General features: G+C 69.3%; 21 protein-coding genes and 1 CRISPR repeat array. Of the genes, 16 read left to right on the forward strand and 5 right to left on the reverse strand.

All coding sequences use genetic code 11. The annotated features are described in order from the left end of the window. Window position 1: 1 nt before the first annotated feature. The 5 genes from D9R02_RS00745 to D9R02_RS00765 all read left to right on the forward strand — a co-directional run bounded on the left by D9R02_RS00745 (window position 2) and on the right by D9R02_RS00765 (window position 4,494). Window positions 2-1,165, forward strand: coding sequence for an acyl-CoA dehydrogenase family protein (locus tag D9R02_RS00745; protein ID WP_039100772.1), 1,164 nt, complete (start codon window positions 2-4; stop codon window positions 1,163-1,165). Window positions 1,166-1,238: 73 nt separating this feature from the next. Beyond that, window positions 1,239-1,721, forward strand: a complete 483-nt coding sequence (locus D9R02_RS00750; RefSeq protein WP_121566126.1) for a MaoC family dehydratase — start codon at window positions 1,239-1,241, stop codon at window positions 1,719-1,721. Beyond that, window positions 1,718-2,608, forward strand: a complete 891-nt coding sequence (locus tag D9R02_RS00755) for an HpcH/HpaI aldolase/citrate lyase family protein (protein WP_121566127.1) — start codon at window positions 1,718-1,720, stop codon at window positions 2,606-2,608. Before D9R02_RS00750 ends, D9R02_RS00755 begins: the two co-directional genes overlap by 4 nt. Further along, a complete protein-coding gene (locus tag D9R02_RS00760; RefSeq protein ID WP_039100685.1) occupies window positions 2,608-3,414 on the forward strand; it encodes an electron transfer flavoprotein subunit beta/FixA family protein in 807 nt (268 codons plus the stop codon). The genes D9R02_RS00755 and D9R02_RS00760 overlap by 1 nt, the downstream gene beginning before the upstream one ends. A gap of 135 nt (window positions 3,415-3,549) precedes the next feature. Then, window positions 3,550-4,494, forward strand: coding sequence for an electron transfer flavoprotein subunit alpha/FixB family protein (locus D9R02_RS00765; RefSeq protein WP_121566128.1), 945 nt, complete (start codon window positions 3,550-3,552; stop codon window positions 4,492-4,494). An 18-nt stretch (window positions 4,495-4,512) separates the two neighbouring features. Here D9R02_RS00765 and D9R02_RS00770 read toward each other — a convergent pair whose 3' ends face one another. Further along, window positions 4,513-5,427, reverse strand: a complete 915-nt coding sequence (locus D9R02_RS00770; protein ID WP_121566129.1) for a sulfite exporter TauE/SafE family protein — start codon at window positions 5,425-5,427, stop codon at window positions 4,513-4,515. A 257-nt stretch (window positions 5,428-5,684) separates the two neighbouring features. Here D9R02_RS00770 and D9R02_RS12050 point away from each other — a divergent pair, with 257 nt between their 5' ends. Further along, entirely contained in the window at window positions 5,685-5,852 is a 168-nt protein-coding gene (locus D9R02_RS12050) for a hypothetical protein (protein ID WP_180956144.1), read from the forward strand. 125 nt (window positions 5,853-5,977) lie between these two features. Here D9R02_RS12050 and D9R02_RS00775 read toward each other — a convergent pair whose 3' ends face one another. From D9R02_RS00775 to D9R02_RS00785, 3 genes are all read right to left on the reverse strand, one after another. Continuing rightward, window positions 5,978-6,256, reverse strand: a complete 279-nt coding sequence (locus D9R02_RS00775) for a CDGSH iron-sulfur domain-containing protein (RefSeq protein ID WP_019310306.1) — start codon at window positions 6,254-6,256, stop codon at window positions 5,978-5,980. Continuing rightward, the gene (locus tag D9R02_RS00780; RefSeq protein WP_121566130.1) at window positions 6,253-7,314 is read right to left on the reverse strand and encodes an iron-containing redox enzyme family protein; all 1,062 of its coding nucleotides are present in this window, start codon (window positions 7,312-7,314) and stop codon (window positions 6,253-6,255) included. The genes D9R02_RS00775 and D9R02_RS00780 overlap by 4 nt, the downstream gene beginning before the upstream one ends. 223 nt (window positions 7,315-7,537) lie before the next feature. Next, window positions 7,538-9,757 carry a catalase gene (locus D9R02_RS00785; RefSeq protein ID WP_121241614.1) on the reverse strand — a complete coding sequence of 740 codons (2,220 nt, stop codon included), beginning with the start codon at window positions 9,755-9,757 and terminating at the stop codon, window positions 7,538-7,540. Between the two features lie 172 nt (window positions 9,758-9,929). Between D9R02_RS00785 and D9R02_RS00790 the strand changes: the two genes are divergently transcribed. Continuing rightward, complete coding sequence (locus D9R02_RS00790; RefSeq protein WP_121566131.1) at window positions 9,930-10,517, forward strand: GNAT family N-acetyltransferase; 588 nt, start codon at window positions 9,930-9,932, stop codon at window positions 10,515-10,517. A 36-nt stretch (window positions 10,518-10,553) separates the two neighbouring features. On the opposite strand, the gene D9R02_RS00795 is transcribed toward D9R02_RS00790, so the two are convergent. Continuing rightward, the gene (locus tag D9R02_RS00795; RefSeq protein ID WP_121566132.1) at window positions 10,554-11,183 is read right to left on the reverse strand and encodes a hypothetical protein; all 630 of its coding nucleotides are present in this window, start codon (window positions 11,181-11,183) and stop codon (window positions 10,554-10,556) included. A gap of 255 nt (window positions 11,184-11,438) precedes the next feature. Between D9R02_RS00795 and cas3 the strand changes: the two genes are divergently transcribed. The 9 genes from cas3 (at window position 11,439) to D9R02_RS00840 (ending at window position 26,271) form a co-directional block, all read left to right on the forward strand. Next, window positions 11,439-14,456 (forward strand): CRISPR-associated helicase Cas3', encoded by a 3,018-nt coding sequence (gene cas3, locus D9R02_RS00800; protein ID WP_183085926.1) that lies wholly within the window; start codon window positions 11,439-11,441, stop codon window positions 14,454-14,456. Beyond that, the gene (gene casA / locus D9R02_RS00805) at window positions 14,453-16,096 is read left to right on the forward strand and encodes a type I-E CRISPR-associated protein Cse1/CasA (RefSeq protein WP_164481663.1); all 1,644 of its coding nucleotides are present in this window, start codon (window positions 14,453-14,455) and stop codon (window positions 16,094-16,096) included. The genes cas3 and casA overlap by 4 nt, the downstream gene beginning before the upstream one ends. Beyond that, window positions 16,093-16,725: a type I-E CRISPR-associated protein Cse2/CasB gene (gene casB / locus D9R02_RS00810; protein ID WP_121566135.1), complete on the forward strand. Its 633-nt coding sequence runs from the start codon at window positions 16,093-16,095 to the stop codon at window positions 16,723-16,725. The genes casA and casB overlap by 4 nt, the downstream gene beginning before the upstream one ends. A gap of 26 nt (window positions 16,726-16,751) precedes the next feature. Beyond that, window positions 16,752-17,894 carry a type I-E CRISPR-associated protein Cas7/Cse4/CasC gene (cas7e, locus tag D9R02_RS00815; RefSeq protein ID WP_121566136.1) on the forward strand — a complete coding sequence of 381 codons (1,143 nt, stop codon included), beginning with the start codon at window positions 16,752-16,754 and terminating at the stop codon, window positions 17,892-17,894. Next, window positions 17,891-18,595, forward strand: a complete 705-nt coding sequence (gene cas5e / locus D9R02_RS00820; protein WP_121566137.1) for a type I-E CRISPR-associated protein Cas5/CasD — start codon at window positions 17,891-17,893, stop codon at window positions 18,593-18,595. Before cas7e ends, cas5e begins: the two co-directional genes overlap by 4 nt. Then, complete coding sequence (gene cas6e, locus D9R02_RS00825) at window positions 18,595-19,284, forward strand: type I-E CRISPR-associated protein Cas6/Cse3/CasE (protein WP_121566138.1); 690 nt, start codon at window positions 18,595-18,597, stop codon at window positions 19,282-19,284. The genes cas5e and cas6e overlap by 1 nt, the downstream gene beginning before the upstream one ends. 4 nt (window positions 19,285-19,288) lie before the next feature. Beyond that, window positions 19,289-20,236 (forward strand): type I-E CRISPR-associated endonuclease Cas1e, encoded by a 948-nt coding sequence (gene cas1e, locus D9R02_RS00830; protein WP_121566139.1) that lies wholly within the window; start codon window positions 19,289-19,291, stop codon window positions 20,234-20,236. Beyond that, window positions 20,233-20,589: a type I-E CRISPR-associated endoribonuclease Cas2e gene (gene cas2e / locus D9R02_RS00835; RefSeq protein ID WP_121566140.1), complete on the forward strand. Its 357-nt coding sequence runs from the start codon at window positions 20,233-20,235 to the stop codon at window positions 20,587-20,589. The genes cas1e and cas2e overlap by 4 nt, the downstream gene beginning before the upstream one ends. Before the next feature lie 65 nt (window positions 20,590-20,654). After that, a CRISPR array of direct repeats spans window positions 20,655-25,567; the repeat unit is 28 nt; unit sequence GTGCTCCCCGCGCCTGCGGGGATGAGCC. A 242-nt stretch (window positions 25,568-25,809) separates the two neighbouring features. Then, the gene (locus D9R02_RS00840) at window positions 25,810-26,271 is read left to right on the forward strand and encodes a DoxX family protein (RefSeq protein ID WP_244246304.1); all 462 of its coding nucleotides are present in this window, start codon (window positions 25,810-25,812) and stop codon (window positions 26,269-26,271) included. The last annotated feature ends 54 nt before the right edge of the window (window positions 26,272-26,325 follow it).

Consider the following 26,325-nt stretch of genomic DNA (forward strand, 5'->3'; position numbering starts at 1 on the left):
GCTGAACACGTTCGAACTGTCCGAGGAGTACCAGGCGCTCTCGGACGCCGTGCGCGAGTTCGCGGACGAGGAGATCGCCCCGGTCTCCGCCAAGCACGACGAGGAGCACTCGTTCCCGTACGAGATCCAGTCCCAGATGGCGGAGATGGGCCTGTTCGGCCTGCCGTTCCCGGAGGAGTACGGGGGACAGGGCGGGGACTACTTCGCGCTGTGCCTGGCCCTGGAGCAGATCGCCCGCGTGGACCAGTCCGTGGCCATCACCCTGGAGGCGGGCGTCTCGCTGGGCGCCATGCCCGTGTACCTGTTCGGCACCGAGGAGCAGAAGCAGCAGTGGCTGCCCCAGCTGGCCAGCGGCCAGGCGCTCGCGGGCTTCGGGCTCACCGAGCCGGAGGCCGGCTCCGACGCCGGCGGCACCCGCACCCGCGCGGAGCTCAAGGACGGCAACTGGGTGATCAACGGCAGCAAGGAGTTCATCACCAACTCCGGCACGGACATCACCAAACTCGTCACCGTCACCGCGGTCACGGGCACCACCACCACGGCGGACGGGAGGGAGAAGAAGGAGATCTCCACCATCCTTGTCCCCACGGACACCCCCGGTTTCACCGCGCAGAAGGCGTACAACAAGGTGGGCTGGAACGCCTCGGACACCCACCCGCTGACGTTCGAGGACGTCACCGTTCCGGAAGCCAACCTGCTGGGCCAGCAGGGCCGCGGCTACGCGAACTTCCTGCGGATCCTGGACGAGGGGCGCATTGCCATTGCCGCCCTCGCCACGGGTGCCGCGCAGGGCTGTCTCGAAGAGGCCATCCGCTACGCCACCGAGCGTGAGCAGTTCGGCCGCTCGATCGGCAAGAACCAGGCCGTGGCGTTCAAGATCGCCCGGATGCGTGCCCGGGTGCACCAGGCCCGCCTGGCCTACTACGACGCCGCGTCCCGCATGCTCAAGGGCAAGCCGTTCAAGACGGAGGCCGCGATCGCCAAGCTGGTGGCCGGTGAGGCCGCCATGGACAACGCCCGGGACGCCACCCAGGTGTTCGGCGGCTACGGGTTCATCAACGAGTTCCGCGTGGCCCGCCACTACCGCGACTCCAAGATCCTGGAGGTGGGCGAGGGCACCACGGAGGTCCAGCTCATGCTGATCGCCCGCGAGCTGGGGCTGTGACAGGGGCGCCCAGCACCACGTCACCCGAGCACGACTGAACGCGCCGCCCCGGCGCACCGGCAAGGAGAACCGCATGGCCAAGGTCATCGAGCAGCGCGGGCTGTACTTCGACGAGTTCGAGGTGGGCGCCGTGTACAAGCACGCCCCCGGGCGCACCGTCACGGAGGCGGACAACGTCCTGTTCACCACCCTCACCATGAACACGCAGTCCCTGCACCTGGACGCCGCGTGGAGCGAGCGCCAGGAGTTCGGGGAGCGGCTGGTGAACTCCATGATGACGCTGTCGATCATCGTGGGCGCGTCCGTCGCGCAGCTCACGCAGGGCACGATCGTGGCGAACCTGGGCTTCGAGGAGGTCGCGTTCCCGCACCCCATGCACCACGGGGACACGCTCTACAGCGAGTCCGAGATCCTGGACGCGCGCCCCTCCAGATCCCGGCCGGGCCAGGGCATCATCAGGGTCCGCCACGTGGGCCGCAACCAGGACGGCACCGTGGTGGCCACGTGCGTGCGCTCGGTGCTCATGCAGGGCGCCCCAGGGAAGGACCAGTCATGACGATCCCCACGTTCACGATGGGCCCGGCCATCCTCTTCTGCCCGGCGGACCGCCCCGAGCGCTTCGCCAAGGCGGCCGAGCGGGCGGACGCGGTGATCCTCGACCTCGAGGACGCCGTGGCCCCGGACGCCAAGCCCGCCGCGCGCGAGCACATCGCCGCTGCGGACCTGGATCCCGCCACCACGGTGGTGCGCGTCAACGACGCCGCCTCGCCGTTCTTCGAGGACGACCTCGCCGCGGTGCGCGACACCCCGTTCCGGACCGTGATGCTCGCCAAGGCGGAGTCCGCCGAGCAGGTCCGCCGGGTGACGGACGCCCTGCCGGAGGCGCGGGTCATCGCGCTGTGCGAGACGGCCGCCGGGATCGTGGCGGCGTCCGAGATCGCGGAGCAGAGCGGCGTCGTCGCCCTGATGTGGGGCGCGGAGGACCTGGTGGCATCCCTGGGCGGACGCTCCAGCCGCCGCCCGGGCGGCTCCTACCGGGATGTGGCCGTGGCCGCGCGCGCCGCGGTGCTGCTGGCCGCGGGCGCCCACGGCAAGGCCGCGATCGACGCCGTGCACGTGGACATCGCGGACACCGAGGGCCTCGCGGCGGAGGCGGAGGACGCCGCGGGCAGCGGATTCGCGGCCACCGCGTGCATCCACCCCGGCCAGGTGGCGGTGATTCGCGAGGCGTACCTACCCACCGCCGAGGACGTGGACTACGCGCGCCGTTTGCTGGCGGCCGCGGAGGGCGCGCCCGGCGTGTTCCGCTTCGAGGGCCACATGATCGACGGGCCGCTGCTGCGCCACGCGGAGCGCACCGTGGCCCAGGCACGCCGCGCCGACACACTCGGCACCGATGAACCGGGCACCGAGACGTCCCGCACCGAGACGAGGGAGAACTGATGAGCACGAACATCGTGGTTCCGGTCAAGCACGTTCCGGACGCCCAGAAGCAGCGCACGTTCCAGGAGGACCTCACCGTGGACCGCGGCGAGTCGATCCTCTCCGAGCTGGACGAGTACCCCCTGGAGGCGGCCATCGCCCTGCGCGAAGCGGCCCCGGAGGCGGAGGTCACCATCATCGCCGTGACCGTGGGCCCCGAGGACGCCTCCGGTGCCGTGAAGAAGGCCCTGCAGATGGGCGCGGACGCCGCGTTCCACGTGGCCGACGACGCCCTGGCCGGCTCCGACGCGCTCGGCACCTCCGCGGCGCTCGCCGCCGCGATCCAGCACGTGGGCGAGGAGCACGGCGGGGTGGACCTGGTGCTCACGGGCCTGGCGTCCACGGACGGGGAGACCTCCGTGATGCCCGCGATGCTCGCCGAGCGCCTGGACTTCGCGCTCGTGACCCGCGCGGACAGCGTCGCCTGGGACGAGGGGAACACCGGGCTGGCCCTGACCCGCCCCGGAGCGGACGCCACCCAGACCGTGGCGGTGCACTTCCCCGCGGTCGTCTCGGTCACGGACCAGGCGAACGAGCCGCGCTACCCCAACTTCAAGGCGATCATGGCCGCGAAGAAGAAGCCCTCGGCCGTGCTGAGCCTCGCGGAGATCGGCGTGGAGGCCTCCACCGTGGGGCGCGACGCCGCGGCCGCCTCCGTGCAGTCCGCCACCGCCCGGCCCCCGCGCGAGGCCGGAACCGTGGTCCAGGACGAGGGCGAGGCCGGGATCCAGCTCGCGGACTTCCTCGCGCAGCGCCGCCTGCTCTGACGGCCGCGTGGCCCGGGGCGCCTCACACGGCTGCCCGGGGTCTCTGTTCCCGGCGGTCCGAGCACCGCACCGGGCCGCTGCGGGCCCGTCCCGCGCCGCACCCACGATCTTCCACTGCGTTCGAGAGGAAACACCATGCACGTCCTCGTAGACCTCGGCCACACCCGTCAGCTGCGCTCCCCGGACCATGAGCTGCTCACGCTCGCGCGCACCCTCGCCGGGGGAGATTCCGTCACCGTGCTCAGCCACGCCCCCCAGCCCGAGGGCCTGGCCGACGAGCTCGGCGGCTACGGCGCGGCCACGCTGCTCGTCCCAGAACGGGAGGCCGAGGACCTGTCCCTCACGGACACCGCCCTGCTCGACGCCGCCCTGGCGGACTCCGGTGCCACTCTCGTGCTGGGCGCCAACGACGCGGACACCACCGAGTGGTTCGCCCGCCTGGCCGTGCGCCACTCTTCGGCGATCATCACCGACGCGGTGGGCGTGGCGCAGGACCGCACCGTGACCAAGTCCGTGCTCGCGGGCGGCTACACCACCACGGCGGAGCCCACCACGGAGCTCGCGTTCGTCACGCTCGCGCCCAACTCGGTGCAGACCGAGGATGTGAGCGGGGGCCAGGCGCCGGAGGTGAAGCCGCTGGCGGTCTCGGTGTCCGGTCCGGCGGCCACGGTCACGGGAACGGAGGCCGCGCCGGCGTCGTCGCGCCCCAAGCTCACCGAGGCCAAGACCGTGGTGGTCGGCGGCCGCGGCGTGGGTGAGGACTTCTCGCTGGTCGAGCAGCTCGCGGACGAGCTCGGTGCGGCGGTGGGTGCGTCCCGCGCGGCCGTGGATGCGGGCTGGGTGGAGCACGCCGCGCAGGTGGGTCAGACTGGTGCGACGGTGTCCCCACAGCTGTACCTGTGCGCGGGTGTCTCCGGAGCCATCCAGCACCGGGCGGGCATGCAGACCTCGCAGACGATCGTGGCGATCAACAAGGACGAGAACGCCCAGATCTTCGAGATCGCGGACTACGGCGTGGTGGGAGACCTCAATAAAGTGCTGCCGCAGCTGATCGAGGCGCTGCGGGAGCGGAAGGGCTGACTCGGGTCCACGTCCCCCTCACACCTTCTCCGGCACCCGCACCTCCGTGCGCACGGGGGCGGCGCGACGGTCCGCCACCTCCCGGCGGATCACCCACACGAGCGCACCGGCCCACAGGGCGGCGAGAGCCGCGAGGATCACGACGGGAGCGGCGTCGGGCAGGGCGTTGCGGACGGCGTCCACCCCCAGGAGGGTGCGCGCGTTGGTCACGATGATGAGCCCGCCCGCGCCGATGGCGAGGATGCGCGGGGCGAGCAGGCGCACGAGCCACGCGGCCAGCGGTGCGGCCGCGACGCCGCCGATGAGCAGGGCCACCACCATGCCGTAGTTGATGTTCTGGCTGCCGAGCGCCAGCAGGAAGCCCGCGGAGGCGCCCAGGCTGACCACGAACTCGGACGTGTCGATCGAGCCGATGACCTTGCGGGGTGCGATCTTGCCGGAGGCCAGCAGCGTGGGCGTGCCCACGGGCCCCCACCCGCCGCCGCCGATCGCGTCCATGAACCCGGCCACCGCGGCCAGGGGCACGAGGAACGCGGCGGGCACGCGGCCACGGAACGAGGGGCGCCGTCCGCCGATGCTGAGGAGCCGCCACACCACGTACACCCCGAGCAGCAGGAGGATGGTGGACATGACCGGCGCGGCGGCGTCGCCGGAGACGGTGAGCAGGTTCGCGCCGAAGAACGCCGCGATCCCGCCGGGCACGGCCATGAAGCCCACCACGCGCCAGTCGATGTTGCCGAAGCGCCAGTGCGAGAACCCGGACGCGAGCGTGGTGCCCACCTCTGCGAGGTGCACCGTGGCGGACACGGACGCCGGGGTCAGCCCGGCGGCGAGCAGCAGGGTGGAGGAGGTCACGCCGTAGGCCATGCCCAGAGAACCGTCCACGAGCTGCGCTCCGAAGCCCACGAGGGCCAGCACGATGAGTGTGCGCACGATGCCTCCTGCACGGCGGGCGGCGGTGCCGGCGGGGTACCGGCGGGTTGCCGCGCGAATCGCCCCAGCGTAGAAACCGCCCGAACCCGGGCCCAAGGAATGTGTCGTCGTGCGTCGTCCCATGTCACAGCGTGACGTGGGCTTGACACTGCCCTCGGAACGTGGCTCACGCCACCACTTGTCAGCAGACAGCACGCTGACGAAAATGGGGATGTCGGTGATCCCGCCGATCAGCAGTCCAGAGGAAGGGCAGCACCGTGGCACAGAAGAATCCCGCCAACGCCGGGGAAGAGTCCATCAAGATGAACCCGCAGGACGAGGCCGCGGCCATGGCCCAGGACACCCAGGTGGACGCCGAGCCCGCCGACGAGGGCGTCGGCGCCATGACCGACAACAAGGGCGAGCACCCCGCCACCGAGAACTGAGCTCCGCGCGCGGACAAGGGCGCCCCGCAGACACGTGTCTGCGGGGCGCCCTTCTGTGTTCGGAGGGGATGCGGGGGAGAGCGGCTGCCGTGCGGGCCGTTCTACACCGCCCTGCGACCTGGGCCTCAGTCCTCCTGGTCCGCGTCCTCCCGCGGGCTGCCGATGTTGTAGCGCGGCGGGCGCGTGCGGAAGTTCGCGAGCTTGTGGGAGCCGTCGCAGAACGGGGCGATCGAGGACATGTTGCACCGGCACAGGGCGACGACGCGGCGCGGCGGCTTCTGCGGCTCGGCTCCCGGCTCCGGGGCGATCATCACGTCCCCGCGCACCAGCAGCGGCCCGTTGGGGCACGGGGTGATGACCACGGGATCGTCGGCGGGGGAGTCCTCGGGGCGTTCGTTGCTCACAGAGCCGCCCCAGCGGCGTCGTCCGCACGCAGCGAGGAGCGCTCGTTGCTCCAGCACTCCAGCATGTGATCGCCCATGAGCCCGTCCACGTACAGGCACGCGGCCGCGCCGAACAGCACGTCCTCCAGCAGCTCTGGCTCGTCCTGGCCCAGCGCCCCGGCGAGGTCCCGGGCGGCGATCTGCTCGTGGACGGCGTCGGCCTCCACGTGCTCGTCGTAGTACCAGGTGACGTCCTCGCCGTAGCCGAGCTTGCGGAACGCGCGGCCGTAGTACTTGTTGGGGATCGAGGAGGTCATCTCGAACGCCGCGAGGTGCCCGGCGATCGCCCCGCGCAGCCGGCGGTGCAGCCCGAAGAGGCTCATCACGTTCATGGACGCGAGCGTGGGCGCGGGCACCAGGTCCAGGTAGTGGTCCAGGGTGTCGTCCAGCCCCACGCCGCGCATGCTCTGCGCGAAGATCGTGGCGTGCACGCGCTCGGGGCGCCCGCCGCCGTACTCGTCCGACTGGATCTCCACCAGCGCGGCCTTCGCACGGCCCCGCAGCCGGGCGATGCCCCACGAGTGCGGGTCCGCCTCGCGCAGCGTGTAGATGGAGCGGTGGATCAGGAACTCCCGCAGGATCTCCTCGCTCGGGTGCCGGGCGAGCCACGTGGCCAGGGTGGGCTTCTCCGCCCCGCCGGTGATGGCGAACATCGTGTCCACCAGCTCGGCGCCGTCCTGCGGCATGGGGTCCGGCATGGGCACCCGCTCCCGCAGCTCGCGCTCGAAGCGCTCCTCGAGCACCGCGCGGATGCGCAGCAGCTCGGGGTCCCACTCGCGGTCCCCGGTCACGAACTCGGCCGGGCCGTAGTGCAGCAGGTACAGCAGGAACAGGGAGAGCTGGACGTCCTCGTCCGCGAGCACGTCCTCGGTGCTCTCCACGGCGCGGGCGACGGCGCTCGCGAGCGCCTCGTAGGCGGCGTCCGGGGTGTCCTCGGGGCCGGTCAGGACGTCCAGGAGGGCGGTGCTCACGGGTCCCCGAGCGGCCGGGGCGGCAGTGCGGACGGGGGTTGTGGTCATGATCGTGGTCTCCCGTGACGAAGTCGTTGAGTGGCCCGCCCGCGGGTTGTGTGGCCCGCTGGCGGACGTGCCGCCGAGGATGCACACCGGGTGGGTGGCATCGTTGGCACAGCGTGCACGGTGTCCTACCGCGCACGCGATGGGTGGGGGAGCAGACGGTGACCCGCGGACCGTGACCGGGTCACGATCCGCGGGCAACTCCGTGAACTGCTGTGGTTGTTCCCTACGCCAACATACCGGTGGTCGGGAAGCGTTCCCAGACCCGGTGGCTGCCGAGCAGCTGCACCACGGAGTCCAGCGCGTCCTCGGCGGACTCCGCCGCAACCACGCCGGGCGTCTGCCCGATCTGCAGCGTCTCCAGGGCCGTGACGCCGGGCCCGAAGGCCGCGATCGCCTTGGCGTGGCGCCACATCTCGTTCAGCAGCAGGCTCACGCGGGGGTCCACGTCGCCCGGGCTGGGTGCTCCGGCCTTCGCGTCCATTCCCGCGGCCACCTGGTGGGCGGGTGCCCCCGCGGTGGTGACCACCACGGCGTCGAACTCGATGGAGCGCGCCGTGAGCAGCGTGCGGTGGGCGACGACGCCCGGGGCCACCTCGCCACCCTGCGGTGCGATCACGAGCGGGACCATGCCCGCGGCGTCGATCCGGGAGACGAGCGTGGTGAGCTGCTCGACGTCCGTGTCCGCGCCCACGAGGATGCCCACCTGGCGACCGTCCACGGGCCACGTGCCGCCCACCTGGGACAGCGACGGCGAGGGCTGGACGTCCTGGGCCGGGGCCACCGTGGGCTCCTGGTCCGGCAGGCCCAGCCCCTGCGCCACGGTGTGTCCCAGGGAGGGGTCGATGGCGAACAGGTGCCGCAGCTGGCGCACGCGGATGGTCTCGTCCCAGCACTTGCCGAGCTCGAACGCGTAGGCCTGCGCGGTGTGCTCCCGCTCCACCTCGCTCAGGCTGAGCCAGAACATCCGCGCCTGGGAGAAGTGGTCCTCGAACGACTGCGGCCGGGCGCGTTCCTTGACGGACTCCGCCACAGGGGCGGGGTAGTCGATGAAGGCGTGCTCGCTCTCGGGCGTTTCGAACGGGTTGCCGCCGTCCAGCGAGTTGGGCCGGTACGGTGCCACCCCCGAGTGCACGGCGCCCTGGTGAAAGCCGTCCCGCAGCATGTCGTTGACCGCGGCGTGCGGGCGGTTGATGGGCAGCTGGTTCCAGTTCGGCCCGCCCAGGCGGGTGATCTGGGTGTCCAGGTAGGAGAAGAGCCGACCCTGCAGCAGGGGGTCGTTGGTCACGTCGATGCCCGGGACCAGGTTGTTCGGGTTGAACGCCACCTGCTCCGTCTCCGCGAAGTAGTTGGAGGGGTTCCTGTCCAGGGTCATGAGGCCCACGGGCTCCACGGGAACCAGTTCCTCCGGCACGATCTTCGTGGGATCGAGCAGGTCGATGCCCTGGAAGCTCTGCTCCTCGTTGTCCTCGAAGACCTGGACGCCCAGCTCCCACTGCGGATGCGCACCGGCCTCGATGGCGTCCGCGAGGTCCCGGCGGTGGAAGTCCGGATCCGCGCCGTTGATCAGCTGGGCCTCCTCCCACGCCACGGAGTGCACGCCCAGGCGCGGCTTCCAGTGGAACTTCACCAGCACGGAGGCGCCGTCCTGGGCCACCAGGCGGAAGGTGTGGATGCCGAAGCCCTCCATGGTGCGCAGCGAACGGGGGATCCCGCGGTCGGACATGTTCCAGATGGTGTGGTGCTGCGCCTCGGTGTGCAAGGACACGAAGTCCCAGAACGTGTCGTGCGCGGACTGCGCCTGGGGAATCTCACGGTCCGGGTGCGGCTTGCCGGCGTGGATGACGTCCGGGAACTTGATGGCGTCCTGGATGAAGAACACGGGGATGTTGTTGCCCACCAGGTCCCACGTGCCCTCGTCCGTGTAGAACTTCACGGCGAAGCCGCGGGTGTCACGGGCCAGGTCCCCGGAGCCCCGGGAACCCAGGACGGTGGAGAAGCGCACGAACACCGGCGTCTCCTTGCCCTCCGCGAAGACGCCCGCCCGGCTGATGCGGGACGCGGTGCCGTAGGAGCGGAACGTGCCATGGGCGCCGGTGCCGCGGGCGTGGACCACGCGCTCGGGGATGCGCTCGTGGTCGAAGTGCGAGATCTTCTCGCGGAAGTGGTGGTCCTGCAGCAGCACGGGACCGCGCGGGCCGGCCTTGAGGGACTGGTCCGAGTTGGTCAGCCGGGCACCGTGCGCCGTGGTCAGGTACTCGCCCTGCTGCGCCATGCTGGACATGGGCGCATCGGTCGGCGCGCCGGTGGGGGACACCCGCTCGGGCGCACCCTGGTCCGGCTTGGGAGGCAGGGGCTCACTCGGTGTGGTGGGTTCCTCGAGGGACGTGTCCCCGGTGCCGGGAACTCCCGGGACCTGGGGTGTCTGGTTCTCGTGTGCGGACATGATGATCCTCCTGCGAAGAGACGGCACACACCCGCGGATGGAGCACCGGGTGTGCCCCTCCACAATGTCAGCACCCTGATGGACTGACTACACCTCTAGGTGTGCCCTGCCCCGGCGCTCGCGCGAGGCCCGGCTGAGGAGCAGCATCGCGGCGTCGTGAGACAGTGGCCCCATGACGTGGACACCCGTGACCCTGCACGGCCGGCTCGTGCGGCTGGAGCCCCTGACCCGAGAGCACCTGGACGGCCTGGTCGAGGCCACCGAGGACGGGAGCATGTGGGACCGCTGGTACACCTCCGTGCCGTCCCCGGACGGAATGGCGGATGCGATCGAGCAGCGGCTCGCGTGGCAGGAGGAAGGCTTCATGCTCCCGTTCACCACGGTGCGCCAGTCGGACGACGCCGTCCTGGGCATGACCACCTTCTACGACCCCCAGTGGGCGGTCCCGCGCGTGAGCATCGGGCACACCTGGAACCGGGCCTCCACCCACGGCACGGGCACCAACGCGGAGTCCAAGCTGCTGCTCATGACCCACGCGTTCAAGGAGCTCGGCTGCCGGTGCGTGCGCTACGAGACCAGCTGGGCCAACCAGCAGTCCCGCGCCGCCATCGAACGCCTCGGTGCCCGGCTGGACGGCGTGCTGCGCGGGGACCGGCTGGAGCGCAACGGGGTGCTTCGGGACACCGTGGTCTACTCGGTGCTCGAGCACGAGTGGCCGTCCGTGCGGACCGGGCTGGAAGCGCGGGTGGCGCGGCGCTGAGGTGAGCGGGCGGCAGGTGCCGACCGTGCGGCGTCGTCAGCGCCCGGAGCTGGGAAGCCTCACCGTGCTGGTCAGCGCGGTGAGGCTCGGGCGGCGGGGCGTGGAGCTGAACCCGAAGTCCGGGGGAGGGGTCATGTCCGTGAGCGTGCCCAGGTCGTGGCCGCCCCACGTGGCGCGGGAGAACGTGATGGTGTGTAGGTCGTAGGCGGAGTACCACTCGGTGCGGCCGTTGCCCGCGGTGCCCAGGGTCTGCACGCCGGACATCACGTGCGGCGCCACCAGGTTGGTGATCCGCGCGAAGGGCAGCGAGGTGCCCAGCGGCCGTGGAACCGACTGCAGCAGCAGACCGAGTGGCGCTCGTGGACCCACGCTGAACTGCCACGTGAGCGGTCCGGCGGTGACCGTCCAGCGGGAGGCGCGGGAGAACCCGGTGCGCTGCACGCTCACGGGAACGCGGGTGACGGTGTCGAAGGAGTAGGTGGCGGACACGAAGTCGGCCACCCAGTCGGTGGGGGCCAGCAGCTCACGGCGGCCGTCCGGGTGGGCGACCATGACGTCCGCGAACGGACCCTGCGGGGTGCGGTCCCAGCAGCCGAGCACCAGGCGCGTGCCGCCGGAGGTGCTGACGCCGGCGATGTGGCCGGTGAAGCGGTGGGTGTGGGTCATGGGGTCAAGGGTAGTGAGCGCAGCAGTGAAACTACTGGTCAGGCTGTCGTACTGTGGTGGGCAGTTCCCCGCGGTGCGGGGGTGAGCCCGCTCTGGTTTTGACGTGCTCGTGCTCCCCACGCTGGTGGGGCTCAAGCGGTTACCAAGGCCGGTGGAAAAAATGGGGAACGCTCTAGTTTTTACTCCAAATGTGTGTGAAGATGAATGCGCATGGGGCAAGGGTGCTCCACCTCACTGACACGCATAGGAGACCCCGTGAAACTCACGATGGACGCCTGGCAGCTCTGGGCCAAGACTCCGTCGGAGCGCGCACGGGGAGTGGAGGAACTGGGGGTGCGGGAGTGGCTGGCACTCATGCAGCATCTTCGTGATGCCGCGGACGTGGGGGAGCGGCTCGTCGCCGAGTGGCTCCCCGGGCAGCTGCAGGATCGTCTTGCAGGTATCTGTGGCGGTGACCTCGACCAGGCTGCTCGGTTGGTGGCTCTCCTCTGCGGTGTCCATGACATTGGCAAGGCGGACGTGGCCTTCCAGAGTCAGATCGACGGCTCCCCGGAGCACGGCTGGTTGTGGGACCAGGTGCGCTCCCTCCCCAGCTGTCCTCCTCACAGGGACGGCGTGCCCGTGCCTAAGCCCCAGCACGCCGAGGTCTCAGATCTCATCCTGCGACGGTGCTTCGCCCAGATCGTCCCGGACGCGAACCCGGCTGCCATCAGATCCGTCACGGTCACCGCAGGGTGCCATCACGGCCGCCTGGGTGAACTGGGCCCCCTCACGGGGCCGGGCGGTGGGCGCGCGCACCAGCTGTCCCTCTGGCTGGACCGCCACGGAACGGCCTGGAGTCAGCTGTGGGACCAGATGGTCCACGACATCATGGATCGGACGAGAGCTCAGACCGTTCTTGAACAGCTCTTCCGCGCGGGGGGCCTGGGCATCGCGGACCAGATGATGCTGTGCGGTCTGGTGACCATGGCGGACTGGATTGCCTCCAACCAGGAACTCTTCCCACTCAGTGAGAGCGGGCGGCATGACAGCGATGGAACGCGCGCGGACAGGGCCCTCGAGCAGCTGAAGCTGACCCGCGCATGGGTGCCCGACGACGTCGTTGCGCCGTCTTTCCAGCGACGCTTCGGCTGGCCCGAGAGTGCGTCGCTGCGTCCCTGTCAGAGTGCTGCTGTCGAGGCTGCCACGACGTCGCAGGGCCCCCGCCTGGTCGTCATCGAGGAGGAGATGGGACAGGGGAAGACGGAAGCCGCGCTCATGGCGGCCGAGATCATTGCGGGCCAGCGTGGAGGCGGGGGAGTGGCGTTCGCACTGCCCACCATGGCCACGGCGGACTCCATGTTCGCCAGGGTCAAGTCCTGGGTGGAAACCCTCGAAATGGATTCGAATGTCCCGCACTCCCTGTTCCTGGGCCATTCCCGGTCCTGGCTGGAGCCGCGGAACGAGAAGCTCATCCGGCAGACACGGGCAGTGGGCGCCCAAGGCGGCCAGAGCGTTGTCGCCCACGAGTGGTTCACGGGCAAGAAGGGGATGCTCGCGGAGTTCACGGTCAGCACCATCGACCAGGTGCTGATGGCTGCACTCTGCACCCGGTACGTGACCATGCGCCACCTGGGTCTGGCGGGCAAGATGGTGATCCTGGATGAGGTTCACTCCTACGACGTCTTCACGTCCAGCTACATGGAGCGGACGCTGACGTGGCTCGCCGCGCACGGGGTGTCCGTCATCCTGCTCTCTGCAACCCTGGCCTCCGGGCTGCGAGGTCAGTTGGAGGCCGCCTATCGCTCCGGGCTGGGGGCCAACCCACGACCGCATCTCGACTCCGCCCTTGGCCCAGTGGAGCCGCAGGTTCGAGGCAAACTGGCCGCAAAGGCGGGGACCGGGGGGCCTCGTGGCGCGGGAGAGGCCGTGGCGGCGGCGTCGGTCCCCGCCTATCCGCGGATCTCCGTCACTGGGTCGAGTGGTACGCACATCACCCCCATCACCCAGCGCGCGACGCACCGTCGCGTGCGGATGAACCTGGTGCCGGACGACCTCGAGAGTCTTGTCAACCTCGTGGCCTCGCTTGCCGAGGACGGCGGGGTGGTGGGGGTGGTGTGCAACACCGTTCGACGTGCGCAGGAGGCCTACGGGCAGCTTGTGGAGCACTTCGGTGAGGACGTCGTGGAGCTGCACCACTCCCAGTTCACCGCCTGGGACAGGTCCGAGCGGGAGCACCGGCTGGTGGCCGAACTGGGCCCTGCGGCGCACCGTGGCACGGGAAGACCCGCGCGGCGGGTTCTCGTGGGAACGCAGGTGCTCGAACAGTCCCTGGACATCGATCTGGACCTCCTGGTCACGGACCTGGCCCCGGCGGACAGCCTGGCGCAAAGGGCCGGTCGGCTCCACCGCCATGAGCGGCCGGACGCGGACAGGCCACGCGCCATGCGGGAGGCGCTGGTCTACATGCGGGGTGTGGATACCTCCGGGGGCCTGCCGGAGTTCGAGTCGGGGGCGGTGGGCATCTACGGGGATCGAGTCCTGCTGGCCACCTTCGCTGTCATGCAGCCGTACCTCTCCGGCGAGCCGTGGTGTCTGACCCACGAGCTGGAGTTCGTGGTCGAGGAGACCTACCGGGGGGATCTTCGTGTCCCGGATTCCTGGCAGGACGTGTATGAGGCGGCGCGAGCGGAGGAAACCCAGAGAATGGCTGAAGCCCGGCACAAAGCGGGGACATTCCAGCTTGTAACGCCCGCCGAGAGCCGCGGTGACATGCGCCGCGCCCTCGAACGGATGATCGCCTCGGATCCGGACCGGAGCGATTCGCTGGCCGCGGCCCACGTGCGTGACATCGAGCCCTCTCTTGAGGTGCTCGTGGTGCAGGAACGGGACGGACTGCTGAGTCCGCTCCCATGGATCTTGCCGGGAGGAGCCGCGCGGGGAGAGTGGTTCCTCTCGGAAATGGCAGCGCCGCCTCCGCGCTTCGCTCGCGCCGTGGCCATGAGCACGCTGAGACTGCCGAGGTGGTTGGTGGCACCGTGGGAGCTCGACCGAGCCATCGCCGAGCTGGAGGCGCAGGGGATTCGGTCCTGGCAGGAGGACTTCCGTCTGCGGGGGCAACTCGTGATCCGGCTGGACGAGCAGCTGCGCGGGCGCATTCTGGGCAAGCCATTCGGCTACGACCGTGGGGTGGGGATCCACCGCGTGGAGGAGTCCGAACCGGTCGGTGGCCTTGTCGACGACTACGTAGATTTCGACGTGTGGGACACAAAGGAAGAAGAGGGATTTCGGTGAGTGATCAGACATTCAACCTGTTGCGTGAACCATGGATTAAAGTGCGCCACAATGACGGGGTCGTGAGCGAGGTTGGACTCCTGGAGCTGTACGAGCGGGCTTCGGAGTTCACGGATCTCGCCGGTGAATCGCCCACTCAGGATCAAGCGGTGTTCCGGACTCTGGAGGCGGTTCTGATCCGCGCGCTGCGCTGGCACAACTTCTTCGCTCCGGGCTCCGATCCGGTCGAGGTCTGGGAAGACGTTCAGGGGGCGCCGGAGCTCGGTGAGCTGGTGGACAAGTACCTCGTCGAACAGGAAGCGCGGTTCGACCTCTTCGACCCCGTGGCGCCGTTCTTCCAGGTCGCGGATCTCCGAACGGCCAAGGGCGAGCACCCGGACGCCTCTGTGCTGATTCCTGACGTGGGGCCGGGGCTCTTCTCGACCTCGACCGCAGCGGCAGGACGTCGGCTTCCCACCGCCGTGGCCGCGCGGTGGCTCATCTCGACCCAGGCCTACGACATCTCCGGGATCAAATCCGGTGCCGTGGGTGATCCCCGAGTCAAGGGAAGCAAGGGGTATCCCATCGGCACGGGCTGGGCGGGAGCTATCGGTTCGGTTCAAATCCTGGGGCCGACGCTGCGGGACACATTGGTTCTGAACCTCCCGGTCGAGGAACTGCTCAGGGAATTCCAGGACATCGAGGCTGATCTCCCGCCGTGGGAACGCGCACCGAATGGCGCAGCGCCTCGCGCCGTGGAAGAGGTGCTGCCCGAGGGCGTGGTCGATGTTCTGACGTGGCAGCAGCGGAGAATACGCCTGTTCCCCAGCACTGACGGAAAATATGTTGAGGGTGTCCTGATCTGCAATGGGGACAAGGTCCAGCGGGCAAACAACTTTGCGGACCCCACCACGGCCTACAGATATTCGGTCGTTCAGTCGAAGAAGGCCGGTATGAACGTCTTCTTCCCCAAGGCGCACGATCCTGAGCTGACGGTCTGGCGTGGGATCCAGAGCATCTTCTCGGAGGACGGCACGGAGCCGGGGCAGGACAAGAAGCCTGCCCTGGTGACTCAGCTCCGGACGGACCTCGCGTTGCCAATCGCCCAGAGATACGGGAAGGAACGCACGATGGTGCGGCTCACCGGTGTCAGCTACGGAACCCAGGACGCCGTCGTCAGCAGCGAGATCTCCGAGACCTACCCCGTCAACGTGCGGCTCCTGGGAGATGACGCAGGGCAGCTGCGGGAAACGGCAGTGCGGGTGATTCAGCGGGTCATGTCCTTCCGCGGCAGCATGTCGTGGTTCCACAAACAGCTGCTCGTCTGCGCCGGGGCCTCACCCGAGGAAGCGCCGACAGCACCCGTTCAGGCATGGCTGGCAGCACTCGAGACGGAGTTCGTGGAGTGGTTGAGCTACCTGGGGGACCTGCCCGATCCACGGGACGCCGAAGAGGAGTGGGCCCGCCGCATGGTCGCGGTGACTCGACGGTTCGTGGAGCAGGCCGTGGATGCGGCGGGGCCCCGTGCGGCTATCGGCCGCAGTGAACAGAGCGAGGTGGGAAAGATGATTCTGCACTCGTCCGCGCGGTACGAGGCGTGGATCATGTCGAAACTTCACGACAACCTGGAGATTTTGAAAGGAGAGGTGAGCACATCATGACCAAGACATCAGTATCGGTGCGCGAAGAAGAAATTACGCCGGGACCAGCGGCGAAGAAGAGAACGCTGGATGCCGCCGTCGGGACCTACGTCGCCGGACTGCAGCGGGACTACCTGGGCGGGCGGGAGAGCTCCGCCCGGGCCACCCTGGCGCGGCTGCGTCAGGCCGTGGACGAAGCGCCCGGCGTCAACCCGGACGTGTGGCAGACAGTCCTGGAGATCCTTCCCGAGCAGTTCATCGGATCCCGGGACCAGCCGACAAAGGGTGAATGGGCGGCTCATTTGGCTCTCACGTTGTACGGGGTGCACCAGCAGGGCAACAACACACCAATGCACGAGCCCGGGGTCACCTTCGGAACCGCGATGGGCAGGCTGATGCGTGAGCGTCCCTCGGCGAAATCACGCTACGACGCCCTGCTGAGCGCCAGTCACTTCGCCGGACGCAGGAACTATCTGCGCAGCCTCACCGGGCTGCTCTCGACCGACGGGATCCCCGTGGACCACGGCCGGTTGGCTCTGGACCTTTTCCGGCTGCAGAGCGCCGACCACAAGAACTCTGTGGTGCGGGTCTGGGGGCGTGACTTCTATCGCGCATTCGCCCACCGCGTCACCGAGAAAGCATCCGACTGATTCCCTCCCTCCGAAAGGAAAAAATCATGACCACGTACATCGATTTTCATGCACTGCAGACCCTCGCCCCCAACAACATCAACCGAGGCGAGGACGGCGCCCCGAAAACGGCCTTCTTCGGTGGTGTGCAACGTCAGCGGATCTCATCGCAGGCCCTGAAAGCGGCTCAGCGACGCAGCTTCGCCGACTACCTGGACCGGTCGGAACTGGGAACTCGCACCAAGAGGGTCGTGGAGCTGGTCGCCCAGCGCATGGTGGAGATCGACTCCACCGCAGACTACGACGATGCCCTGACATCGGCCGAGGCGGCATTCAAAAAGGCGGGCATCAATGTGAGTGCCCCCAAGGCCAAGAAGTCGGGCACCGAGCCCAAGGCACCAGCGGCGGGTTACCTGGTCTTCCTCGGCTACCACCAGGTGGACAGGTTGGCCCGCGTGCTCCTCGAGCGGGGGGAGGCCGGCTTGGCGAGCAAGAAAGAGGCTCAGGAACTCCTGGACACCGAGCACGCTGTGGACGTGGCTCTGTTCGGGCGCATGGTAGCGGAGGACGCCACGTTGAACGTCGATGCTGCGGTGCAGGTGGCACATGCCCTGGGCACCCATGCTGCGGTTCCCGATTTCGACTACTACACGGCCATCGACGAGATGGAGCGTCTCAACGAGCAGACGGGTGCGGGCATGATCGGCACCCTCGAGATGATGTCCTCCACGGTGTACCGCTATGCGACGCTCAACGTGGACCAGCTCGTGGCCAATCTCGGCAGCGTGGACGCGGCCGTCCGTGCGGCGGAAGCCTTCGCAGCCACGTTCATCGAGAGCCTTCCGTCAGGGAAGCAGAACACATTCGCCGCGCATTCCTTGCCGGAGCTCGTCTCGGTGGCGGTCCGAGACCGTCGTCCGGTGAGCTACGTGAATGCGTTCGAGAAGCCGGTTGAGGTGGACGAAGGCGGCAACCGGCGAGTGGCTGCCACGGCTGCGCTCGCGAGTGAGGCACAGGGTGTGGAGGACACCTACGGCATGTCGCCTCTGCACTCGTGGGTCATGACCGTGCCTGCGCTTCGTGAGAGCGCCGAGGGACTGGGCGAGAACGTCAACCAGAAGCGACTGGTGGAGGCTGTTGGAGAGGCTGTTCGGGAGGCCTCGGACGCTGGCGCCGAGGCCGCACGATGAGTGTTCTGATCCTGCGTCTGAAGGGTCCGCAGCAGTCGTGGGGCACCTCGTCCCGCTACAGGACCCGCGAAGCCGGGACGGAACCCAGCAAGTCCGGCGTGATCGGTCTGCTCGCCGCCGCGCAGGGACGATCCCGCGCGAGTGAGCTGACGGATCTGCTCGAGCTGGGTTTCGGCGTGCGAGCCGATCAACCGGGTCGGCTCATGGTCGACTACCACACGGCACGGGTGCGCGGGGCCAAGAACTCCTCGCTGTCGTCGCGTCACTACCGGGTTGACGCCGCCTATACAGCCGCAATCTCTGGCCCGGACAGCCTAGTCGCCGCTTTGGCGGAAGCCATCGACTCGCCGCGTTTCCCGCTGTATCTGGGCCGGCGGGCGTGCCCCGCCTCGGTGGATTTGCTGGGCGGGGTGCTCCCGGGCGACGACGTCGAGGCAACCCTCCGGGACGTCGACGCCACTCCATGGCTGGCCTCCGATTGGTACCGCAGGGAAGCGGCGAAGGTCGTCTATTTGCCACTGGCCAGGGACGCCTGTGCTGACGAAGTTGGCGAAACGGTTCAGGACGTGCCCGTGAGTTTCGACCCCCGCCATCGACTCTACGATGCCCGCGCCGTGGTGCGTCCGGCTCCTGTGATGATCGAGAATCCCGACGGCGTGGATGTTAAGGACGACTTCTTCCAGACAGTCAAGGAGGGCTGATGTACTTCAGCAGGATCCAACTCAATCCGCAGCGGCGTGAGTCCCGAAAACTGCTCGCCAACCCTCGGGCCATGCACGGCGCGGTCGAGGCGTGCTTCCCACCCGCCCGTGATGCTCAGGTGGGGGCCCGGAATCTGTGGCGCGTGGACGCAGACGGGGCAGACGTGCGGTTGTACATGGTGTCGCCTGACGTCCCGGACATGCAGCACCTGGTGGAGAACGCAGGGTGGGAGAGTTCGCCAGCCGAGACCACTGACTACGACCGGTTCCTGGATGGTCTGAGGACGGGTCAGGAGTACAGCTTCCGCGTGACGGTCAACCCTGTGAAGCGCCAGTTCGTTCAGGGACAGCGCGGAAAGCTCATGCCCCACCTCACCGAGGAGCAGCAACTGGCCTGGTTCCACGAACGTTCCTCCAGCTGGGGGTTTGAGACTCTCGATTTTCCCCAGCAACGGGAAATGCCGAACGAGGAGATCACCATCAAGTCGTTACGCGTGGTCAAGCGGCACGACCGGGTGTTCGGTAAGCAGGATGGCGACGGTCGACGGACGGTGACTCAGCGCCAGGTGACCATCGCGGGTCAGCTGCGCGTCACTTCCGCGGGCCTGTTGAGATCCCACCTGACGGGTGGAATGGGCCGGGGCAAGGCGTACGGGTGCGGACTGATGACGCTGGCCAGGGTCCGGTGACCTCGTGACTGGCGCTCCACCTCCGGAGAGCAGGGAGCTCGTCAGGGCGGAAGAACGGTTGTCTTTCGTGTACCTGGAGCGCTGTGTCGTGCATAGGGACAGCAACGCGATCACTGCGACGGACGAGACTGGGACCCTTCACATCCCAGCTGCCATGATCGGTGCTCTGCTGCTGGGGCCCGGTACACGCGTCACTCATGCGGCCATGAGCCTGATCGGGGCCAGCGCGGCAAGCGTGGTGTGGGTGGGTGAGGGTGGTGTTCGGTGCTATGCGGCTGGCCGGCCCTTGGCCCGGTCAAGCCGACTCCTGGAGGCTCAGGCGAGGGCATTTGCCAATCAGCGGCAGAGACTGTCCATCGCGCGGCGAATGTACGAATACCGGTTTCCCGGCGAGGATGTATCCGCCCTGACCATGCAGCAGCTTCGCGGGCGAGAGGGTGCGCGGGTCAGGCAGCTCTACCAGCGTGAGGCTGCGCGGACCGGTGTCGAGTGGGTGAAGCGGGACTACCGTCCCGGTGATCTCTCTGGGTCGGATCCGATCAATCAAGCTCTGTCCAGCGCCAACACGTGCTTGTACGGGGTGGTGACGGCTGTCATCCATGCTCTGGGCATGAGCCCCGGGCTCGGGTTTGTCCATGTGGGGCACGACCAGAGCCTCGTCTACGACGTGGCGGACCTCTTCAAGGCAGAGACGACAATCCCGGCCTCTTTCGACGTGCTGGCCCAGGGCAGCGAAGATCCCGTGAATGACGTGAGAAGGCTTTTGCGAGATCAACTCGTCACCGGGCACGTGATGGATCGGTGCGTAGATGTCCTGCGTGAGCTGTTCCTGAGCGCTGAAGAGCGGGAGGAAGTTATGCGAATTGTTTACGACGACGCCATGTCGCTGTGGTCTGGTCGGCGTGAAGGCCGCATGCCGACGGGGCAGAACTTCTCTCGGGAGGACTCATGATCGTCTTGGTCCTCTCAGCCTGCCCGGTAGGGCTCCGTGGGGATCTGACGAAATGGCTGTACGAAGTCTCTGCCGGGGTTTTCGTAGGTAAAGTCAGTGCGCGGATTCGGGAGCACCTGTGGGAGCGAGTGCTGGAGTCATCTGGCTCGGGGCGGGCCATCCTTGTATGGAATGCCAGGGGAGAGCAGGGCTTGACGTTCTCTGTCAAGGACCACCACTGGGACCCAGTGGATCTCGATGGGTTGACCCTGATGAAACGCCCCTCGCGCACCAAGCCCCGATCTTCTCCCGAGCTCAGGCCGGGGTGGAGCAAAGCCGGTGCCCGTCGCAGGTTCGGCGACAAAAAGACCTGACCGCAAAAGTGTCGAAGTCAAAGGAAAAACACCCCTCGGGGGACAATAACCCCTAGTCACCAAGTGTGCTCCCCGCGCCTGCGGGGATGAGCCCCCTGGGGCGGCGCGGGTGATGCCGTTGTCCACGGTGCTCCCCGCGCCTGCGGGGATGAGCCGGATGCGGACTACACCGTGTTCATCCTGCTCATGTGCTCCCCGCGCCTGCGGGGATGAGCCCGCGTCAGCCTTGTTCACCAGCAGGGTGGTGTAGTGCTCCCCGCGCCTGCGGGGATGAGCCCATCTCCCGTGCTCTCCGTCCCACGTGTTCGCAGTGCTCCCCGCGCCTGCGGGGATGAGCCCCAGGTCCCGGGCCATGACCCGCAGGTTATCCCGTGCTCCCCGCGCCTGCGGGGATGAGCCGTGCAAGTTCGCGGACCCCGAGATGCGAGCCAAGTGCTCCCCGCGCCTGCGGGGATGAGCCCGGGCGGGCTGGCATCTTGTTCGTGCCCGCCTGGTGCTCCCCGCGCCTGCGGGGATGAGCCCTGTGCACGGCGCATGTAGAATCGGTCATAGCCGTGCTCCCCGCGCCTGCGGGGATGAGCCCTGGTACGTGCTCACCGACGTGGACTTGTACCGGTGCTCCCCGCGCCTGCGGGGATGAGCCCTTCACCTGTAGGTACTGCGGAGCGAAAGCCCCAGTGCTCCCCGCGCCTGCGGGGATGAGCCCGGGAAAGAGATCGCGGCCATGTGGCAAGGGTGGTGCTCCCCGCGCCTGCGGGGATGAGCCCTGTGCCCACTGGGACGGCATCGCCCCGGCGTTGTGCTCCCCGCGCCTGCGGGGATGAGCCCGCCATGTCGAGGGTTTGGGTGGCTTTGTCGGAGTGCTCCCCGCGCCTGCGGGGATGAGCCCAGGGCGTACGTGCTGGACCTGTACAACCCGGCGTGCTCCCCGCGCCTGCGGGGATGAGCCTCTCGCGCAGCTCGTCCTTCTTCAGGTACGCGGGTGCTCCCCGCGCCTGCGGGGATGAGCCCTAGTGGCCGCAACGTACGACTACGACCAATGGGTGCTCCCCGCGCCTGCGGGGATGAGCCGGGTGCCGGTGCGGGCAGCACGGTCACCCAGGCGTGCTCCCCGCGCCTGCGGGGATGAGCCGGTTACGGCCCATCTGGTCCAGGTTCGCCTCAGGTGCTCCCCGCGCCTGCGGGGATGAGCCGTCCCGGAAAAACATCGCCGCCGCCTTCGACGGGTGCTCCCCGCGCCTGCGGGGATGAGCCGGTGACCGCGTCGGGCCAGAAGGCATTGGAGGCGTGCTCCCCGCGCCTGCGGGGATGAGCCGCCTGGAAGTCAGCCATGGTCTAGTTCCTGTCCGTGCTCCCCGCGCCTGCGGGGATGAGCCCATCATGCTCCCACCATGGCACGCCACACGCGAGTGCTCCCCGCGCCTGCGGGGATGAGCCGTACGCGCAACATCACCGTTCTCAAACTGGATAGTGCTCCCCGCGCCTGCGGGGATGAGCCCGTGACGGGGGCGATGTCCGCGGAGATCGTGCGGTGCTCCCCGCGCCTGCGGGGATGAGCCCCCATCGTGCATGTCGCGGACGTGGGTGGACCCGTGCTCCCCGCGCCTGCGGGGATGAGCCCTTCCTCGCGGACACCGCAGACATCTGGGGTCCGGTGCTCCCCGCGCCTGCGGGGATGAGCCCGTGCCGGTGAGGTAGTTGTTCTTCCCGTTGAGGTGCTCCCCGCGCCTGCGGGGATGAGCCGTCATCCGGCAGGGTCACACGGGCGTCATCCCCGTGCTCCCCGCGCCTGCGGGGATGAGCCCAGCGACACGGTCAAGATGTTCTGGACGGTCAAGTGCTCCCCGCGCCTGCGGGGATGAGCCGAAGAAGCCCACGATGGCCGGGACCCGATCCTGGTGCTCCCCGCGCCTGCGGGGATGAGCCCTCGGGTGGTGGGACCGCGCAGTGGGGTGTGTAGTGCTCCCCGCGCCTGCGGGGATGAGCCCTTCACCCCGTCACCCGCCTCACGTGCACCTCGGTGCTCCCCGCGCCTGCGGGGATGAGCCCCGACGCCGAGCTCTTCGCCAGCAGACACGGCCGTGCTCCCCGCGCCTGCGGGGATGAGCCCGGGGTCTCGTGGACGATCGGGAGGAGCCCCCCGTGCTCCCCGCGCCTGCGGGGATGAGCCCTGATGGGCTCCTTCACGGCATCCTTCAGCTTGGTGCTCCCCGCGCCTGCGGGGATGAGCCCGCCGGGAACGTCGAGGCATGGCCCAAGTTCGTGTGCTCCCCGCGCCTGCGGGGATGAGCCGGAGACCTCCGCGGATCATGAACGTATCCGCGAGTGCTCCCCGCGCCTGCGGGGATGAGCCGGCGGGCACGGCGCAGGCGGCGGCGGACGGGAAGTGCTCCCCGCGCCTGCGGGGATGAGCCGTTGCTCGCCCTGTCTGGGAGGAACCCGTCATGGTGCTCCCCGCGCCTGCGGGGATGAGCCCTTCTTGGGGTCCTTGCCAGCGGCGATGTAGTTGTGCTCCCCGCGCCTGCGGGGATGAGCCGCACTTCGGGGGGCTGGGCATCTCTGGCCAGGAGTGCTCCCCGCGCCTGCGGGGATGAGCCCGCGGACGCCAGATCGAGGGCGTACCCCGTGACGTGCTCCCCGCGCCTGCGGGGATGAGCCGATCCTTCTCCGCCTGAGCAATCGCCTCCCGACGTGCTCCCCGCGCCTGCGGGGATGAGCCGCTCCCCAACACGGCCCTGGTGTTGGCTGTGCAGTGCTCCCCGCGCCTGCGGGGATGAGCCCCCCGTGTCCACCAGCCACGACGGCTTCCCGAAGTGCTCCCCGCGCCTGCGGGGATGAGCCAACGATGCGGGGTCGGCGTCTCGGGCGATCAACGTGCTCCCCGCGCCTGCGGGGATGAGCCCCGCCACCGCACACGAGACTGCTCACGGTCGGCGTGCTCCCCGCGCCTGCGGGGATGAGCCCGGCAACTCCACCTCCGTGACGATCCACAGGTCGTGCTCCCCGCGCCTGCGGGGATGAGCCGACACCATCGCCCGGTGGATCAACCCCGCCACCGTGCTCCCCGCGCCTGCGGGGATGAGCCCCACGAAGGAGAACTGACCATGGCAGCACAGGCGTGCTCCCCGCGCCTGCGGGGATGAGCCGGAGAACTTCGCGGAGGGCTTCTTCCGGTCCGTGTGCTCCCCGCGCCTGCGGGGATGAGCCGTTGCCCGGCACACGGGCGGTCTTCACGGTGCCGTGCTCCCCGCGCCTGCGGGGATGAGCCGGGCGCGGGGCACAAGGCGCGTGCGGCGACTGTGTGCTCCCCGCGCCTGCGGGGATGAGCCTCGGCTGATGGCCGTCGACAGGTTCGCGAGCGCGTGCTCCCCGCGCCTGCGGGGATGAGCCGCCCTGCCAGCGCATCGACGTCGCCGACGAGGCGTGCTCCCCGCGCCTGCGGGGATGAGCCGTGGGAGCCCTCCGCGTCGAACTGGGCGCGGGTGTGCTCCCCGCGCCTGCGGGGATGAGCCCAACCCGCCGCGAAGTCCCACGAGCGGGCTGAGGTGCTCCCCGCGCCTGCGGGGATGAGCCGCCCAGCGCGTTCGTCGTGCTGCTGGCGCTAGCGTGCTCCCCGCGCCTGCGGGGATGAGCCGCCCAGCGCGTTCGTCGTGCTGCTGGCGCTAGCGTGCTCCCCGCGCCTGCGGGGATGAGCCCGTGGACGCCGAGCCCGAAGACCTCGAGGAGTTGTGCTCCCCGCGCCTGCGGGGATGAGCCGGCGGCCTCGGTGGTCATGACCACGGGCGCGGTGTGCTCCCCGCGCCTGCGGGGATGAGCCGATCAACGACTTCTGGAAGGGCGACGACATCAAGTGCTCCCCGCGCCTGCGGGGATGAGCCCGCGTCCTTCAGCAGTCCCAAACCGGCCTTGAAGTGCTCCCCGCGCCTGCGGGGATGAGCCGGCGGGGATGGACAAGCCTGGTGGGGGTCTGCCGTGCTCCCCGCGCCTGCGGGGATGAGCCCGGTCACGGGCTTCTTGCGGTACGTCTTGGGTTGGGCTCCCCGCGCCTGCGGGGATGAGCCGCGGTGGACGGGCAGGTGCAGCTGCAGCTGCCGGTGCTCCCCGCGCCTGCGGGGATGAGCCCCGCAGGGCAACCTGGTCGTTCTCGGCCAGGCTGTGCTCCCCGCGCCTGCGGGGATGAGCCTGCCCCGGATGCGGCGGGCGGGGTCCCTGGCCCGTGCTCCCCGCGCCTGCGGGGATGAGCCCTGGTCAGAGAGCGGAGATACGAGGATCACGGTGTGCTCCCCGCGCCTGCGGGGATGAGCCCGAGCGGAACTCGGCGGCGGCTTCCAGCGGCGAGTGCTCCCCGCGCCTGCGGGGATGAGCCGTCCGTGGCGCCGTGCAGCGCCCCGCCCTGGAAGTGCTCCCCGCGCCTGCGGGGATGAGCCCGCCCTACCCACCTCGGGGCGGGACAGCGCTGCGGTGCTCCCCGCGCCTGCGGGGATGAGCCGACGGTGCTCTCCAACACCTAGGCCGGGATTAAGTGCTCCCCGCGCCTGCGGGGATGAGCCGCTCGGCCCCGGCGTCCTCACCATCGGGGACAGGTGCTCCCCGCGCCTGCGGGGATGAGCCCTTCCGGGCTTCCTCCAGGGTCTCCCACTCGGTGTGCTCCCCGCGCCTGCGGGGATGAGCCCGGAGCGCCGGGGGACTCACAGAACTCGAACGCGTGCTCCCCGCGCCTGCGGGGATGAGCCCCTCCCCTCCCTGCCCCGCGGCAAGAGTTCAAAGTGCTCCCCGCGCCTGCGGGGATGAGCCCCGTTGCCGGTCACGTTCCGTCAACGGCTCCCCGTGCTCCCCGCGCCTGCGGGGATGAGCCGAGACCACCGCCGCGCTCGCGGCGATCCGCCCGGTGCTCCCCGCGCCTGCGGGGATGAGCCCGGCGGGGGCGGTTTCGGCTTGGCCGTCGAGCTGGTGCTCCCCGCGCCTGCGGGGTTCGAACACGGCCGGGACAAAACGGCGAGTTCCTCTTCCATTTAGTTGTGGACAACTAAAAATTGCACAACTATAATCAGTCGCGGTCGGGTCGCGTGGCACCCGCCCTGGTCTTGCCAGCCGAGCATCCAGGGTGGCCAGTAACGAGGGGCAGCGAAAAATCTGCACCCGTTTGCGGCATCGATGTCGGCGGGTCTCGGCACTTGGGGGGTCGAGGCCCGTCAGGATCACCAGTGAAAAGGAGTCGTCATGAACGTTCTGCACACCTCCGGTCGTCCTTTCCGGCGCAGTGCGCGGGCGGAAAACCCCGCCGCGCTCTCCCCCGCCCGCCACATCGTCCGCACGGCCCTCGGCGGCTTCCTGGCCTTCGCCGGCGTCAGCCACCTGACCTTCGCCCGTGACGAGTTCCAGGCCCAGGTTCCGAACTTCGTGCCCCTGGACACGGACGTCACCGTCCTCGCGTCCGGTGTGGTGGAGATTGCGCTGGGTGCCTCGCTGATCGCCGCCCGGTCACGACGCCGCACGGTCGGGCTGGTCGCCGCCGGCTTCTTCGCCGCGGTGTTCCCCGGCAACCTGGCCCAGTGGATCCACCACCGGGACGGCTTCGGGCTGGACACGGACACCAAGCGCTTCGTACGCCTGTTCTTCCAGCCCGTCCTCATCGCCGCGGCGCTGTGGTCCACCGGCGCTCTGCGAGGCCTTCGCAAGTAACCGCACGGGTCACCGGCCGTGGCGCGCCACGACCGGCGGGCTCGGGCGGACCTG

Source organism: Kocuria rhizophila (assembly GCF_003667225.1).
In the GTDB taxonomy this organism is placed as follows: domain Bacteria; phylum Actinomycetota; class Actinomycetes; order Actinomycetales; family Micrococcaceae; genus Kocuria; species Kocuria rhizophila.

Coding starts and splice junctions, on each gene's coding strand:
- D9R02_RS00780 (WP_121566130.1), bottom strand. CDS start 7,314: ATGACCACAACCCCCGTCCGCACTGCCGCCCCGGCCGCTCGGGGACCC.
- casB (WP_121566135.1), top strand. CDS start 16,093: ATGACCAAGACATCAGTATCGGTGCGCGAAGAAGAAATTACGCCGGGA.
- D9R02_RS00785 (WP_121241614.1), bottom strand. CDS start 9,757: ATGTCCGCACACGAGAACCAGACACCCCAGGTCCCGGGAGTTCCCGGC.
- D9R02_RS00765 (WP_121566128.1), top strand. CDS start 3,550: ATGCACGTCCTCGTAGACCTCGGCCACACCCGTCAGCTGCGCTCCCCG.
- cas6e (WP_121566138.1), top strand. CDS start 18,595: ATGTACTTCAGCAGGATCCAACTCAATCCGCAGCGGCGTGAGTCCCGA.
- D9R02_RS00750 (WP_121566126.1), top strand. CDS start 1,239: ATGGCCAAGGTCATCGAGCAGCGCGGGCTGTACTTCGACGAGTTCGAG.
- D9R02_RS00760 (WP_039100685.1), top strand. CDS start 2,608: ATGAGCACGAACATCGTGGTTCCGGTCAAGCACGTTCCGGACGCCCAG.
- cas2e (WP_121566140.1), top strand. CDS start 20,233: ATGATCGTCTTGGTCCTCTCAGCCTGCCCGGTAGGGCTCCGTGGGGAT.
- D9R02_RS00840 (WP_244246304.1), top strand. CDS start 25,810: ATGAACGTTCTGCACACCTCCGGTCGTCCTTTCCGGCGCAGTGCGCGG.
- cas7e (WP_121566136.1), top strand. CDS start 16,752: ATGACCACGTACATCGATTTTCATGCACTGCAGACCCTCGCCCCCAAC.
- D9R02_RS00790 (WP_121566131.1), top strand. CDS start 9,930: ATGACGTGGACACCCGTGACCCTGCACGGCCGGCTCGTGCGGCTGGAG.
- cas5e (WP_121566137.1), top strand. CDS start 17,891: ATGAGTGTTCTGATCCTGCGTCTGAAGGGTCCGCAGCAGTCGTGGGGC.
- D9R02_RS00795 (WP_121566132.1), bottom strand. CDS start 11,183: ATGACCCACACCCACCGCTTCACCGGCCACATCGCCGGCGTCAGCACC.
- D9R02_RS00755 (WP_121566127.1), top strand. CDS start 1,718: ATGACGATCCCCACGTTCACGATGGGCCCGGCCATCCTCTTCTGCCCG.